The following is a 14,881-nucleotide window of genomic DNA, read 5'->3' on the forward strand; positions in this document are numbered from 1 at the left end:
GGAGGTAACGATGCTGAACACGATCTACCCTCCCGTCCGCGGTGGACCGCCGCAGGCGAGCCGCATCATCCGTCGCGGGGGATTGACCCTGCCCGCCGGCACCGAGCGCTACATCGTTGGCGGCGCCGGAGCGATGCTGATCGACATTGAGGCAGGCGACAGCATCACCGTAACGAATGATGAGGGCGGCCAAATCTGCGAGGTCGTCGTGGCCGACGCGTCGGGCAGCATTGACGCCGGCATCGTCGGCCATGGTCCGAACTCGGATGCTGCTGGTTTGAAGGCGCTGCTAACCAGTCAGGACGGCAGCCTGCAACGGCTGCGCAAGGCACTGGAGATCCGTGGTATCGACCTCGCCGCGGCGGGCGGGCTTCGTTTCTTCGACGCGACAACGCCGCCGAAGACCAAAGTCGAGCTGACCGTCCAGCGCGGCGGCTGGCTCGTCATCGCCGCGCCAGGAACCGACATGGCGCCGGACGACCAGAAGACTGCGACGCCGCTGATCGTCCACGTGCGGCGCGCGACGGTGCGCTTGCGTGAAACCTCCCGGGATTTGCCCGATCCGCTTGCCGATCCGGTTCTCGATCTTCGCGTGCACTCCTCGACGGCAGAGGCCTATTTCGTCAAGGCCGGGGACTACATTCAGATCATCGATGTCGACGGACGCCAGTGCACCGATTTCCAGTGCTTCTCAGCGCGCAAATTGGACAAGGGAAAGGAGCATGCGCTCGACGTCACGGCCACGCGCAGCGCGATGGGGCATGCCTATCCGTTGCCTGGCCTGCATTCGAAGTACTACGATCAGGACTTCCTGCCGCTGGTCGAGGTCGTGCAGGACACTTGCGGTCGGCACGACGCCTTCTCGCTGGCATGCTATGCGAAATATTACGACGATATCGGCTATCCCGGCCATATCAACTGCACGGAAAACTTCAACAAGGCGCTCGGCTCATACCGCGTCGGTCCGCGCGGCGGCTGGATGGCGGCCAACTTCTTCTTCAATACCGGGGTCGACGCGCATGGCGTCATGTATGCAGACGAGCCGTGGTCGCGGCCAGGCGACTACGTGCTCTTGCGGGCGCTGACCGACCTCGTCTGCGTCAACTCCGCCTGCCCTGACGACACGACGGCGGCCAATGGCTGGAATCCAACCGACATCCATGTGCGCACCTATTCAGGGGCGGAGAAATTCCAACGCGCCGTGGCGATCCGCGCCACTCCCGATTCGGAGCCGAAGATGACCAAGGAAACCGGGTTTCACGACCGCCTGTCCAAGCTGACCCGCAACTTCGTGGAATATCGCGGCTACTGGCTGGCCAACAGCTACGTAGAAGCCGGGCCGATCGAGGAGTACTGGGCTTGCCGGCAGAAGTCGGTGCTGATGGACCTTTCCGCCCTGCGCAAGTTCGAGGTGACGGGACCGGATTCGGAAGCGCTGCTCCAGTACACGCTGACGCGTGACGTGAAGAAGCTGGCGGTTGGCCAGATCGTTTATACCGCCATGTGCTACGAGCATGGCGGCATGATTGACGACGGCACGTTGTTCCGTCTCGGTCAGGACAATTTCCGATGGGTCGGCGGCGACGAGTATTCGGGCATATGGCTGCGCGAACAGGCGGAAAAGCTCGGCCTCAACGTCCTGGTCCGCAGTTCCACCGATCAGTTGCACAACATTGCCGTACAAGGGCCGGAAAGCCGTGAGCTGGTGAGAAAGGTGGTCTGGACGCCGCCGCATCAGCCGTCGATCGCCGAACTCGGCTGGTTCCGTTTCACCCTTGGCCGCATCGGTGATGACCAGGGCCTACCTGTCGTGCTGTCGCGTACCGGCTACACGGGCGAGTTGGGCTACGAGGTCTGGTGCCATCCCAAGCACGCGGGCGAGGTCTTCGACGCGATCTGGGCCGAGGGGCCGGCACACGGATTGACGCCCATGGGCCTGGCCGCCCTCGATATGGTTCGGATCGAGGCCGGATTGATCTTCGCCGGCTATGACTTCTCTGATCAGACCGACCCGTTCGAGGCGGGCATCGGCTTCACCGTGCCGCTCAAGTCCAAGCCCGACGATTTCATCGGGCGCGACGCGCTGATCCGGCGCAAGGAGCATCCATCGCGCAAGATGGTCGGGCTTGACATCGAAGGGGCCGTCGCGGTCGGCCATGGCGACTGCATCCACCTTGGGCGCGCGCAGATCGGCGAGGTCACATCGTCAACGCGTTCGCCGATCCTCGGCAAGAACATTGCGTTGGCGCGCATCGACGTGGCCCATGCCGATGTCGGCACGCAGGTCGAGATCGGCAAGCTCGACGGCCACCAGAAGCGGCTGCCGGCCACGATCGTCCCGCTATCGCACTATGATCCCAAGAAAACCCGTCCGCAGTCCTGACGCATATGGAACCAGTAGCAGCCAAGGAAACTCTTCTTGCGCAGATCGGCGGCGAAACAGCTTTGCGCGGTCTGGTCGATTGCTTCTACGACCTGATCGAGACCGACCCCCGCGGAGAGCCTTTGCTGCGATTGCATTTTCGCGGACACGGCGTCAACCACGCCCGCGAGGAACAGTTCAACTTTCTGTGCGGCTTTCTCGGCGGGCGTCGTCACTATCTGGAAAAGCACGGGCACATGGACGTCCGTCTCATGCACGCGCATGTGTCGATCTCGGCGGGCGACGCCGAGGACTGGCTGGCTCTCATGGATCGAGCCATGACCGAAATGCGGCTTTCAGGCCCGCATGTAGACAAGATGCGCCTGGCATTCCGCCGCGTCGCACTGGCGCTGATCAATGATCTCGGGGAATGGGGGGTGGGAAGCGCTTGACGACATGGAGGATCGTCGACAGTCTTTATTGAAGTGAACAAAACAAGACTGACAGGAAAGAAAATAACCGGCAAAGCGAAGCCGGACCGCAGGAACACTCAACCTCAAACAATGGGATGAAAAGCTATGAGCGCTTTTTCGGACACCTACGCGGAGGCAGCCGCGGGACAGTTACATAGAAGTATTGACTGGCGAGGCGCCTTCTGGGTGGCAAGCGGCGTCCCCGCCCTCGTTCTGTTCTCGATCGGCGGTATCGCTGGAACGACTGGCAAGCTGGCCTTTCTGATCTGGACCGTGTCCATGATCATGGGTTTCCTGCAGTCGTTCACATACGCCGAAATCGCCGGTCTGTTTCCCAACAAGTCCGGCGGCGCTTCGGTTTATGGCGCCACCGCCTGGCTGCGTTATTCGAAGTTCATCGCGCCATTGTCGGTGTGGTGCAACTGGTTCGCCTGGTCGCCGGTGCTGTCGCTCGGCTGTTCCATCGCAGCCGCCTACATCCTCAATGCGCTGGCGCCGATCCCGGTCTTCTCCGAGACCTCGCCGGAGGTGGCCGCCTACATCGCGGCGCATGCCGGAACGGCGCCCGCCGACGCCATCACGGCAGTGACGGCTGCCGCAACGCCTGCGATCCGCACCTGGTCGCTCTTCAGCCACACGCTTGGGCCTGTCAGTTTCTCATTGAACGCGACCTTCTTCATCGGCGCGCTGCTGATGCTGATCATCTTCGCCATCCAGCATCGCGGCATCCTGGGCACCGCCAGCGTGCAGAAGTATATCGGCCTGCTCGTCATCATCCCGATGCTGATCGTCGGTGTCGTGCCGATCTTCACCGGCCAGATCGACTGGGCGAATTTCTCGCCTCTGGTCCCGCTGGCCGCCGCCTACGCGCCCGACCCAGGCTCATGGAACATCGCCGGATGGACGCTGGCGCTCGGCGGCATGTTCATCGCGGCATGGTCGACCTACGGCTTCGAGACTGCCGTCTGCTACACGTCGGAGTTCAAGAACCCCGGCACCGACACCTTCAAGGCGATCTTCTATTCCGGCCTGCTCTGCATGCTTCTGTTCATCCTGGTGCCTTTCACCTTCCAGGGCGTGCTTGGCCTCAACGGCATGCTGGCAACGCCAATCGTGGATGGCTCGGGCGTCGCCGACGCGTTGGCCGGCATGGTCGGCGGCGGTAACCTGATCCACAGCCTGCTTGTCATGCTGATGATCCTGGCGCTGGTGCTCTGCATCATGACGGCGATGGCCGGCTCCTCGCGCACGCTCTACCAGGGCTCGGTCGACGGCTGGCTGCCGCGTTATCTAAGCCACGTCAACGAGCACGGCGCGCCGACACGGGCGATGTGGACCGACTTGATCTTCAACCTGATCGTGCTGGCAATCGCCTCGGCCGACGCGACCAGCTTCTTCTTCATCCTCGCGGTGTCGAACTGCGGCTATATCATCTTCAACTTCCTCAACCTCAACGCCGGCTGGATCCACCGGATCGACAACGGCCATATCGAGCGGCCCTGGAAGGCACCGACCTGGTTGCTGGGGATCGGGGCGATATTCGCCTATGTCAACGCCATCTTCATGGGTGCCGGTGCCAAGGTCTGGAATCCGATGGCGCTGTGGGCCGGCCTGATAACCGCGGCACTGATCCTCCCGGTATTCTGCTTCCGGCATTACATCCAGGACGGCGGCAAGTTCCCCGATCACATGCTGGACGATCTCGGCATGAAGGCCACCGATCTCAGAGCCAAGAAGGCCGGAATCTTGCCTTACGCGACGCTGGTGGCTGGCGTTATCGTGGTGCTGATCGCCAACCGGATCTTCGTACTGTGATCGGCGACAGCCCGATCATCTTCGAACCGGGAAACGTTCCCTCCTCACGGCCGCGTTGAACCGCGGTTGCTTAGTCACCGCCTGCAAGGCCGGGCGGTGACTTCTTTTTGGATCCGTGGAAGGCCCGGCGTAGCCGCCCGCCAACTGATCGAGGCAGACTAGGCGAAAATCTCTTTTTCTTCATATGAATTTTTTTTTCCTTATAGTTGACTTTCAGCCCAAATAATTGCAAGGTTTCGCAACTTGATTTGCGACGTTCGACGGCAAAGCGATGCCGTATTTCATTCTCTAGGAGAGAGGCGATGGCTGAGGTGATCGATGGCAAGGCTGTTGCCGCCGATGTGATCGCAAAGGTCACTAGCGCGAGCAGCGTCCTGGCCGCTTCGAAGAATGTAACGCCTGGTCTTGCGGTCATCATCGTCGGGGAGGATCCGGCAAGCCAGGTCTATGTGGCCGCGAAGTCGCGTACAGCGAAGGAATGCGGCTTCAATTCGCTGCAACATACGCTGCCCACGGACACCAGCGAAGCCCACCTGATCGACCTTATCGACATTATGAATCATGACCGTACGATCCATGGCATTCTGGTGCAGCTGCCGCTTCCGGATCACATCGATGCGGGCAAGGTCATCCAGGCGATTGCGCCAGAGAAGGACGTCGACGGCTTCCACTTTGTCAATGTCGGCAAGCTTGGCACCGGCGAGCTCGATACGGCTTTCGTACCCTGCACACCGGCGGGCTCGATGCTGCTGATCGAGCACGTGCATGGCAAGGATCTTTCCGGTCTCAATGCAGTCGTCGTCGGCCGCTCCAATATCGTTGGCAAGCCGATGGCCAACCTTCTGCTTGCCGCGAACGCCACCGTCACCGTTGCCCATAGCCGGACGAAGAATCTGCCCGAGCTTTGTCGTGGCGCTGACATCCTCGTCGCGGCGGTGGGCCGGCCGGAAATGATCAGGGGTGAGTGGGTGAAGCCAGGCACCACTGTGATCGATGTGGGTATCAACCGCGTCGCCGCGCCGGAGAAGGGCAATGGCAAGAACCGCCTGGTCGGCGACGTCGCCTACGCCGAGGCGGCGGACCATGCCGGCGCGATCACACCCGTGCCCGGCGGCGTCGGTCCAATGACGATCGCGCTTCTGATGGCCAATACTCTGACCTCAGCCTACCTCGCCAGCAACCTGCCGAGGCCACAGTTCTAGAACCGCAGCATGCATTTCCGACAACCCAATCTTCGAGGCAAATGACCATGGCCGAATTCAAAACCGACATCGAGATCGCGCGCGCCGCCAGGAAGAAACCGATCCAGGAGATCGGCGCCAAGATCGGCATCCCGAACGAGCACCTTTTGCCTTACGGCCACGACAAGGCGAAGGTCTCGGCCGAATTCATCAAGTCGGTGAAGGGCAACAAGGACGGCAAGCTGATCCTGGTCACCGCCATCAACCCGACGCCGGCCGGTGAAGGCAAGACGACCACGACCGTCGGCCTCGGCGACGGCCTGAACCGCATCGGCAAGAAGGCGGTCGTGTGTATCCGCGAAGCCTCGCTCGGTCCGAATTTCGGCATGAAGGGCGGTGCGGCCGGCGGCGGTCTGGCTCAGGTCGTGCCGATGGATGACATGAACCTCCACTTCACCGGCGACTTCCACGCCATCACCACAGCCCACAACCTGCTTTCGGCGCTGATCGACAACCACATCTACTGGGGCAACGAACTCGGCATCGACATCCGCCGCGTGGCCTGGCGCCGCGTCATGGACATGAACGACCGGGCGCTGCGCGAGATCATCTGCTCGCTGGGCGGCGTCGCCAACGGCTTCCCGCGCGAGGCCGGCTTCGACATCACCGTCGCCTCCGAAGTGATGGCGATCCTGTGCTTGGCCACCGACCTCAAGGACCTCGAGAAGCGCCTCGGCGACATCATCGTCGCCTACCGCCGCGACAAGTCGCCGGTCTATGCCCGCGACCTCAAGGCCGACGGCGCCATGGCCGTGCTCTTGAAGGACGCCATCCAGCCCAACCTGGTGCAGACGCTGGAGAACAACCCGGCCTTCGTGCATGGCGGCCCGTTCGCCAACATCGCGCATGGCTGCAACTCGGTCGTCGCCACCACGACGGCGCTGAAGCTCGCCGACTACGTCGTCACCGAAGCCGGCTTCGGCGCCGACCTCGGCGCTGAGAAATTCTTCGACATCAAGTGCCGCAAGGCCGGGCTCCACCCGGCGGCGGCCGTCATCGTCGCCACCGTGCGCGCCATGAAGATGAATGGCGGCGTCAAGAAGGAAGACCTCGGCAAGGAGAACATCGAGGCGGTCAGGAAGGGCTGCCTCAACCTCGGCCGCCACATCGAGAACGTGCACCAGTTCGGCGTGCCGGTGGTGGTGGCGATCAACCACTTCACCACCGACACCGACGCCGAGATCAGGGCGCTGAAGGATTTCGTCGCCTCGATGGGTGCGGATGCGATCCTGTGCAAGCACTGGGCGCAAGGCTCCGCCGGCATCGAGGACCTGGCCCACAGAGTGGTCAAGCTTGCCGAATCCGGTGCCTCGCAATTCTCGCCGCTCTATCCCGACGAGATGCCGCTGTTCGAGAAGGTCAACACCATCGTCAAGCGCATCTACCGCGGCGACGAGGCGATCGCCGACAAGTCGATCCGCGACCAGCTACATGCCTGGGAGCAGGCCGGCTACGGCCACCTACCGGTCTGCATGGCCAAGACCCAGTATTCGTTTTCGACCGACCCGAACCTGCGCGGCGCGCCGACCGGCCACACCGTGCCGGTGCGCGAGGTCAGGCTTTCGGCCGGCGCCGGCTTCGTCGTCATCATCTGCGGCGAGATCATGACCATGCCCGGCCTGCCCAAGGCACCGTCCTCGGAAAAGATCTTCCTCAACGAGCAGGGTCAGATCGAAGGCCTGTTCTGAAATCCGTACTCCCCAAGACGCTAGATCACGGAGCGCCCTTCAAGTCTTGGCACATCGTGCCAAGACTTTCTTTTTTGCCAGGATGTCCGCTAGTCTAGATCAGTTCATCGTTCCACGGAAACGCTGAACTGCTCTAACTATTTGTTTTCACGCAATTCCGGACGGAAAACCGTTACACACTTTTCCTGGAATTGCTCCAAAGCGCGTCACGCTGAAACGGGTTCAGGCGACGCGCCTTAAGCTTTGTTTTTATGCTGTCGTTTTCGCAAAACCGCTGCGCAGTTTTGTGCGATATGCATTGAGGCAAGCAGTGACAGCGCCGCTGCGCGGTCAATGCGCAACGGCGAACGCCACGCCGAAACGGTTTTTTCTCGGTAAAGGTTCGATCGGCTCGGCAGGATTATGCGGCGTGAGCCAACGACGCCTGAACCCCGTATTCAAGGGCGGAGTCCAGAATCGTATGCCAAAGGCTGTCGGCGAAGCTGGTGAAGACAAGCATGTTGAAGATAGCGTGCCCGTCCGTGCTATCCGCCCCGCGCCATATATTCATCGCCGTGTGGTCGATCGAGGTTGTCGCCGCGGCGCCCGGAGGGAACGCCCTGTCATCCAGATCCAACGAGCAAAACTTCGCCAGCGCCTGACGGACGCGGGGCCCGCCAATCCGGATCAGGCAGCGCCCATCTGACTGGTCGGAGAGAGACGCGACGCTGGCGAAGGCCTCTGACAGTTTGGCAAATTGATCCTCTGCCGATTGCGCAGAAAAGGCGATGAACTGGTCCGGGCCTGACCAGATCAGCGTAGCGTGCCGACCCATTGCGGCACTGGGAGAGGTCGGAGGCTCAATGCCGAACACCTTCTTGGCTGCCTTCGCGGTCCCGGCCGCTCTGCCACGCCGCGTCATGACCTGAACCAGGCTGATGTCGCGCACCTCCTCCAGCGTAACGCCCACTTGCGTACCGGTCACGCCGTGGTGACCAGGGACGAGCGCGCTCTCCAGCGGCGATTGGGTGTTCCAGGAAAATTCAGCCACGCTGACGTACTCCTTCTGGATCGTAGAAGACGGGGCTGCAGATCTCGGCTTCGTAATCCTCGCTCCGCATGGGATCATGGATGCGGACGATCTCACCAATTCGCTCGCGCCCGCGTTCGACCAGACCAAGGCCGATCCATTGGTCAAGCATCGGCGAGAAGCAGACCGATGTGACGTAGCCCTGGTCCGTTTGCGGACCTGGGCTCGCCCCTTTGGGTATGACGTGTGCGCCAGAACGCAGGCGGCGTGCCCGGTCGAGCGGCTTTATGCCGACGACAACCTGGCGGTTCGGAGCCGTCAACGCCTCGCGGCCAGCCATGACGCGCCCGATAAAGTCCTTCTTCTTGGACATCATCTTGCCAAGGCCGAGATCATCGGCCGTGGTTGTGCCGTTGAGCTCGGGGCCGGCGACATGCCCCTTCTCGATGCGCATGACGCCGAGCGCTTCGGTTCCGTAGGGCGTCACGCCGTAGGGTCTGCCGGCGATCATCAGGTTCTCGGCCATCGCCGCGCCGTAGCGCGCCGGCACCGAGATCTCGAAGGCCATTTCGCCTGAGAACGAGATGCGGAACAGGCGAGCGGTCACACCTCCGCGCAGCTTGACCTCCCGGGCGCCCATGAACGGGAAGCCCTCGTTGGTGAGATCCTCCGACGGATCGGCCAGAGCCTGCAGCAGTTTGCGGGTGTTCGGACCGGCGATAGAGAACTGCGCCCACTGGTCGGTGGCGCTGGTCAGCTGCACATCGAGCTCCGGGAACAGCACCTGGCGGCAGAATTCGAGATGCTGCATCACCGGCCCGGCCTTGGCCGTGGTCGTGGTCAGAAAGTAATGGTCTTCGGCCAGACGCGACGTCGTCCCATCGTCCATGACGATGCCGTCTTCGCGCAGCATCAGACCATAGCGCGCCTTGCCCACCGCGAGCGAGGAAAAGGCATTGATATAGACGCGATCGAGGAACACGCCTGCGTCGGCGCCGCGGACGTCAACCTTACCGAGCGTGGAGACGTCGCAGAAGCCAACACCGTTGCGCACGGCCAGCACTTCACGGGTGACCGATTCCAACCAGTCTTTCTCGCCGGCGCGCGGATACCATTGCGCGCGCTTCCAGAGGCCCGTGTCGACAAACACTGCACCCTGTTTAGCGGCCCAACGATGCGATGGCGTGAGCCGGGTGGCATGGAAATTCTCGCCGCGGTGGTGACCGGCGAAGGCACCAATAGCGACGGGCGCGTATGGCGGACGGTAGATCGTCGTGCCGGTCTCGGGAATGGTGCGACCGCTTGCTTCCGCCATGATGGCGAGGCCGTTGATATTGGACGTCTTGCCCTGGTCGGTAGCCATGCCGAGTGTCGTGTAGCGTTTCAGATGCTCGACGCTCTCGAAGCCTTCCCGCTGCGCCAGCGTCACGTCCGATGCGGTAACGTCGTGCTGGAAGTCGACGAAGGCCTTGCCCTTGCCTTTAACATGCCAGAGCGGCGCGATCGCATAGACCTCATCGTCCGCCTTAGATGCCTCTCCCGGCTTGCCGGCAGCACCGCATTCGGCGGCCGCCTCGGCTCCCGCGCGATGGCCTTCGCGAAGGCAGGCGCCGAGCGAGAGCTCGCCATTGGCGGCACCGGCCGTGGCCATCCCCTTCGGCGCGTTGCCCGGCACGAATGCCGCGATATCCTCGCGCCAGGTCGGCTTGCCACGATGGAAGCAAGACAGACCGACATTTGGGTTCCATCCCCCCGAAACAGCGAGGCAGTCCGTATCGATACGCTGCGTTAGGCCATTCTTGTCGTTGGTCACGACGATGCTGCGCACACCGTCAACGCCGCCCTTGACGTCGGATACGACCCCGGCGAGCACGCGCAGATCGTAAGTATCGACAAGTCTCTGGTATTGCGCCGGCACCTCATTGCGGGGGTCGATTACCGCCACGACGTGGGCACCGGCCCGCTCGATGGTCTCGACCGTGCGCCAGCCATCATCATTGTTGGTAAACAACGCCACACGCTTACCTGGCAGAGCCGCAAAACGATTGACATAGGTCCGGACGGCGGATGCCATCATCACGCCTGGCCGATCATTGCCAGAAAAAACGATCGGCCGCTCAATCGCGCCGGCGGTCACCACCGACCGCTTGGCAACGATGCGCCAAATCCGCTGCCGCACCTGATGACGATCCGGCATAGCGACGTTGTCGCTGACGCGCTCGAGCGCGGCGTAGGTGCCACCATCATAGACGCCGAACAGGGCCGTCCTGGTCATGACACGGACATTGGGCAAAGAAACGAGTTCGCGAGTCGCGCCGCGCAGCCATTCCCTGGCATCCAGGCCATCGATCTCGCCGCCGTCACTAAGCAGACGGCCGCCAATCAGGGTATCTTCTTCAACGAGAATGACGCGCGACCCGGCGCGGCCGGCGGCGAGCGCCGCCGACAGGCCGGCGGGACCGGCACCGACCACGAGCACGTCACAATGGGCCCAAGCCTTGTCGTAGTGGTCTGGGTCCGGCAATTCGGCGCTCTTGCCGAGGCCTGCAGCGCGGCGGATCATCGGCTCGTAGATGGACTCCCAGAACTTCGCCGGCCACATGAAGGTCTTGTAGTAGAAGCCGGCAACGAAGATCGGGGCGAACAACTGGTTGACCGACAGGAAGTCGCGACGCAGCGACGGCCAGCGGTTCTGGCTGTTCGCGATCAATCCGTCATAGAGTTCCTGCGTGGTCGCGCGCGTGTTCGGCTCGCGCCTGGCACCGGAGCGCATCTCGACGAGCGCGCTCGGCTCCTCCGAGCCGGCGGTGACGATGCCGCGCGGGCGGTGATACTTGAACGACCGCCCCACGAGCTTGACGCCGTTGGCGACGAGCGCGGAAGCCAGCGTGTCCCCGGCAAACCCGGTCATGGTCTTGCCGTCGAATGAAAACTGGAGCGGCGACCGGCGGTCGATGATGCCGTCGCTAGGCAGCCGGTGCGACTGGCTGGCGGGCGTGACGCCTGCGCGGGCATTGGCTTCCATCGGCGCTGTCCTGGCGAGCGGTTCGGATTGCGAATAGCCCGACATCGTCATTCTCCTGCCCGCACCGCCGAGGCAGCGCCCGCACCCGGAGCCGCCGTCACGGAAATAAACTCATGAGTGACGGTGTTGCGCTCGGCCACCAGCCAGGAACGGCAGCCGCCGCCGTGGTACCAATATTCGCGCATCACACCCGCTACGTTGTCGCGCAAGTAGACGTAGTCGTAGAACGCATCCTCGACACGGTCGGGGCTTTCACGGCCATCGACGGCGAAGTTGGGCCGCTCGGGCGAAGCATCGCCAAGATAGGTGAACTCGCCGTTTTCGCGTTCGCCGCAGAAGGGACATGCAATTCGCATTCCGCCAGTCTCGCTTTTCAGTGAAGGTTCGGCTGGGCACCTTGGCCCTTTTCATCGATCATCGCGCCGCGGCGAAACCGGTCAAGCCGGAACAGCGCGGCCTCGGGATGCGCCTCGTCGCGCGCCAGCAGATGGGCGAAGACGAGACCCGATGCCGGCGTCGCCTTGAAGCCGCCATAGCACCAGCCGGCGTTGAGGTAGAGGCCGTCGATCGGGCTCTTGTCGATGATCGGCGAGCCGTCCATCGACATGTCCATGATACCGCCCCATTGCCGCAGCATGCGCACGCGGCCGATCATCGGCATGATGGCCATGCCGCCCTCGCAGACATCCTCCATGACCGGCATGTTGCCGCGCTGGGCGTAGGAGTTGTAGCCGTCGAGATCGCCGCCAAAGACCAGCCCGCCCTTGTCGGACTGGCTGACGTAGAAGTGGCCGGCGCCGAAAGTGATGACGCCCGGGATCAGGGGCTTGATCGCTTCGGACACGAAGGCCTGCAGCACATGGCTTTCGATCGGCAGCCGCAGTCCCGCCATCGCCGCGACGCGCGACGAAGAGCCGGCGACTGCCATGCCGACCTTGCCGGCGCCGATACGGCCGCGGGTAGTCTCGACACCGGTCACCTTGCCGTTGGCGTCGCGCACAAAGCCGGTGACCTCGCAGTTCTGGATGATGTCGACGCCGCCTTCACTGGCAGCGCGCGCATAGCCCCAGACGACCGCATCGTGGCGGGCGGTGCCTGCGCGGCGCTGCAAGAGGCCACCCATGATTGGGAAGCGGGCGTTGTCGTAGTTCAGGAACGGCAGTTCCTTGCGGATCTGCACTGCGTTGAGGAGTTCGGCGTCGATGCCGTTGATGCGCATGGTGTTGCCGCGCCGGGCGAAGGCATCGCGCTGGGCGTCGGAGTGATAAAGGTTGATGATGCCGCGCTGGCTGACCATCGTATTGTAGTTGAGGTCCTGCTCCATGCGCTCCCACAGCTTCATCGACAATTCGTAGAAGCCGGTGTTGCCGGGCAGGCCGTAATTGGAGCGGATGATAGTGGTGTTGCGGCCGGCATTGCCGGAGCCGATCCAGCCCTTCTCCAGCACCGCGACATTGCGGATGCCGTATTCGTGGGCGAGGAAATAGGCCGTCGCCAGTCCGTGGCCGCCGCCGCCGATGATGACGACATCATAGCGGCTCTTGGGTGCCGGATCGCGCCATGCCCGCGTCCAACCCTTGTGGCCGGACAGTGCGGCACGCGCCAGGGAGAAGATCGAGTATTTCATCGCGTCAAATTCCGCCGTTTAGTCTTGGAGCGACCTCGCTGGTCGTTCGAAAATCGCTCCGCCGGGAGTAAGGGGCGAGCGGCGGAGCGATTTTCTACGCGGACTCAGACGTCCAGCGTGTGGTCGCGCTCCCACTGCGTGAAGTGCGAAGCGTAGGAGTTCCACTCCTGGGTCTTGAGCTTGATGTAGGCGGCGGAAAATTCCTCACCCATCGCTGCTTTCAACTCGGCGTCATCGTCATAGGCGCGAAGCGCGTCGAGCAGATTGAGCGGCAGCTTGGCGCCATGCGTGACGGTGTGCCCGTCCTTGTACATGTCGATGTCGCTGCGTTGGCCTGGATCAGCCTTGGTGCGGATGCCGCTGAGGCCGGCGGCGATGATGGCTGCCTGCATCAGGTAGGGGTTGGCGGCGCCATCTGGCAGACGCAGCTCGAAGCGGCCGGGGCCAGGCACGCGCACCATGTGGGTGCGGTTGTTGCCGGTCCAGGTCACCGTGTTCGGCGCCCAGGTCGCGCCCGAGATGGTGCGCGGCGCATTGATGCGCTTGTAGGAATTGACCGTCGGGTTGGTGATCGCCGCCAGTGCCGAGGCATGCTTCATGATGCCGCCCAGGAAGTGCCTGCCCTTTTCCGACAGACCCAACTCCATTTCCTTGTCGGCGAAAGCATTGGTCTTGCCGGTGAGATCCCATACCGAGATATGGGCATGGCAACCACTGCCCGTGAGGCCCTGGAAGGGTTTCGGCATGAAAGTCGCGCGGAGACCATGTTTCTCCGCAATGGACTTGACCATGAACTTGAAGAAGGAATGCTTGTCGGCTGTGGCCAGGACATCGTCGAATTGCCAGTTCATCTCGAACTGGCCATTCGCATCCTCATGGTCATTCTGATAGGGCTGCCAGCCAAGGTCGAGCATGGCATCGCAGATTTCGGCGATCACATCGTAGCGGCGCATCACCGCCTGCTGGTCGTAGCAGGATTTCGACGCCGTATCGTACTCGTCGCTGATCTGCTTGCCGTCGGGCGTGACAAGGAAGAATTCCGGCTCGACGCCGGTCTTCACGCGCATGCCTTCCTTGGCGGCTTCGGCAACGAGCCGCTTCAGGGTGTTGCGCGGCGCCTGGCCGACACCCTTGCCCTCCATCAGGCAGTCGGAAGCAAGCCAGGCGACTTCCGGCTTCCACGGCAGTTGGATCACCGAAGAAGCATCCGGCACCGCCAGCATGTCGGGGTGCGCCGGCGTCAGGTCAAGCCAGGTGGCGAAGCCGGCGAAGCCTGCGCCCTCCTTCTGCATGTCCCCGATGGCCTGCGCCGGCACCAGCTTTGCGCGCTGGCCGCCGAACAGATCCGTATACGAGACCATGAAATACTTGACGTTGCGAACCCTTGCGAACTCTTGGAGATCAGCCCCCTCAGACTGATCGATTTTGGCTTCAAAGGCCTTATTCATTGTCTACTGCTCCCATTCTTCTGGTTTTAGAAGCCACCCTGCCCTGGTACCCAATTCGTCCCAGCGAGCGGCACGCCGGCCATGGCTGCCGCCTCGATCGAAAGCGAACAGAGATCTTCCGGCTCGAGATTGTGCAGGTGATTTTTGCCGCAGGCGCGGGCGATGGTCTGCGCCTCCAGCGTCATCACCTTCA

10 protein-coding genes and 1 pseudogene are annotated in these 14,881 nt (G+C 62.6%); 5 read left to right on the forward strand and 6 right to left on the reverse strand.

Going from position 1 to position 14,881, the window contains the following annotated elements:
• The first annotated feature begins 10 nt into the window (after nucleotides 1-10).
• The 5 genes from EOA38_RS03335 (at nucleotide 11) to EOA38_RS03355 (ending at nucleotide 7,579) form a co-directional block, all read left to right on the forward strand.
• Complete coding sequence (locus EOA38_RS03335) at nucleotides 11-2,383, forward strand: aminomethyltransferase family protein (RefSeq protein WP_127298439.1); 2,373 nt, start codon at nucleotides 11-13, stop codon at nucleotides 2,381-2,383.
• A gap of 5 nt (nucleotides 2,384-2,388) precedes the next feature.
• Entirely contained in the window at nucleotides 2,389-2,814 is a 426-nt protein-coding gene (locus EOA38_RS03340; protein ID WP_127298440.1) for a group II truncated hemoglobin, read from the forward strand.
• A gap of 126 nt (nucleotides 2,815-2,940) precedes the next feature.
• Nucleotides 2,941-4,650 carry an APC family permease gene (locus tag EOA38_RS03345; RefSeq protein WP_126089974.1) on the forward strand — a complete coding sequence of 570 codons (1,710 nt, stop codon included), beginning with the start codon at nucleotides 2,941-2,943 and terminating at the stop codon, nucleotides 4,648-4,650.
• A gap of 302 nt (nucleotides 4,651-4,952) precedes the next feature.
• On the forward strand, nucleotides 4,953-5,852 hold the full coding sequence (locus tag EOA38_RS03350) for a bifunctional methylenetetrahydrofolate dehydrogenase/methenyltetrahydrofolate cyclohydrolase (RefSeq protein ID WP_127298441.1): 900 nt from the start codon (nucleotides 4,953-4,955) through the stop codon (nucleotides 5,850-5,852).
• Between the two features lie 47 nt (nucleotides 5,853-5,899).
• Entirely contained in the window at nucleotides 5,900-7,579 is a 1,680-nt protein-coding gene (locus tag EOA38_RS03355; RefSeq protein WP_127298442.1) for a formate--tetrahydrofolate ligase, read from the forward strand.
• Between the two features lie 400 nt (nucleotides 7,580-7,979).
• On the opposite strand, the gene EOA38_RS03360 is transcribed toward EOA38_RS03355, so the two are convergent.
• The 6 genes and pseudogenes from EOA38_RS03360 to EOA38_RS03385 form a co-directional block, all read right to left on the reverse strand.
• Nucleotides 7,980-8,609: a sarcosine oxidase subunit gamma family protein gene (locus EOA38_RS03360; RefSeq protein WP_127298443.1), complete on the reverse strand. Its 630-nt coding sequence runs from the start codon at nucleotides 8,607-8,609 to the stop codon at nucleotides 7,980-7,982.
• Nucleotides 8,602-11,613, reverse strand: coding sequence for a sarcosine oxidase subunit alpha (locus EOA38_RS03365; protein WP_126095614.1), 3,012 nt, complete (start codon nucleotides 11,611-11,613; stop codon nucleotides 8,602-8,604). The genes EOA38_RS03360 and EOA38_RS03365 overlap by 8 nt, the downstream gene beginning before the upstream one ends.
• 47 nt (nucleotides 11,614-11,660) lie before the next feature.
• A complete protein-coding gene (locus EOA38_RS03370; protein ID WP_126089978.1) occupies nucleotides 11,661-11,969 on the reverse strand; it encodes a sarcosine oxidase subunit delta in 309 nt (102 codons plus the stop codon).
• A 17-nt stretch (nucleotides 11,970-11,986) separates the two neighbouring features.
• The gene (locus EOA38_RS03375; protein ID WP_127220702.1) at nucleotides 11,987-13,240 is read right to left on the reverse strand and encodes a sarcosine oxidase subunit beta family protein; all 1,254 of its coding nucleotides are present in this window, start codon (nucleotides 13,238-13,240) and stop codon (nucleotides 11,987-11,989) included.
• A 104-nt stretch (nucleotides 13,241-13,344) separates the two neighbouring features.
• Complete coding sequence (gene glnT / locus EOA38_RS03380) at nucleotides 13,345-14,688, reverse strand: type III glutamate--ammonia ligase (RefSeq protein ID WP_126089980.1); 1,344 nt, start codon at nucleotides 14,686-14,688, stop codon at nucleotides 13,345-13,347.
• A 26-nt stretch (nucleotides 14,689-14,714) separates the two neighbouring features.
• Nucleotides 14,715-14,881, reverse strand: a pseudogene (locus tag EOA38_RS03385) (FMN-binding glutamate synthase family protein); the annotation flags it as partial.

The sequence above is a fragment of the Mesorhizobium sp. M1E.F.Ca.ET.041.01.1.1 genome (assembly GCF_003997355.1).
GTDB lineage: Bacteria > Pseudomonadota > Alphaproteobacteria > Rhizobiales > Rhizobiaceae > Mesorhizobium.

Coding starts and splice junctions, on each gene's coding strand:
- EOA38_RS03335 (WP_127298439.1), top strand. CDS start 11: ATGCTGAACACGATCTACCCTCCCGTCCGCGGTGGACCGCCGCAGGCG.
- EOA38_RS03345 (WP_126089974.1), top strand. CDS start 2,941: ATGAGCGCTTTTTCGGACACCTACGCGGAGGCAGCCGCGGGACAGTTA.
- EOA38_RS03350 (WP_127298441.1), top strand. CDS start 4,953: ATGGCTGAGGTGATCGATGGCAAGGCTGTTGCCGCCGATGTGATCGCA.
- EOA38_RS03355 (WP_127298442.1), top strand. CDS start 5,900: ATGGCCGAATTCAAAACCGACATCGAGATCGCGCGCGCCGCCAGGAAG.
- EOA38_RS03365 (WP_126095614.1), bottom strand. CDS start 11,613: ATGGAAGCCAATGCCCGCGCAGGCGTCACGCCCGCCAGCCAGTCGCAC.
- EOA38_RS03340 (WP_127298440.1), top strand. CDS start 2,389: ATGGAACCAGTAGCAGCCAAGGAAACTCTTCTTGCGCAGATCGGCGGC.
- glnT (WP_126089980.1), bottom strand. CDS start 14,688: ATGAATAAGGCCTTTGAAGCCAAAATCGATCAGTCTGAGGGGGCTGAT.
- EOA38_RS03375 (WP_127220702.1), bottom strand. CDS start 13,240: ATGAAATACTCGATCTTCTCCCTGGCGCGTGCCGCACTGTCCGGCCAC.
- EOA38_RS03370 (WP_126089978.1), bottom strand. CDS start 11,969: ATGCGAATTGCATGTCCCTTCTGCGGCGAACGCGAAAACGGCGAGTTC.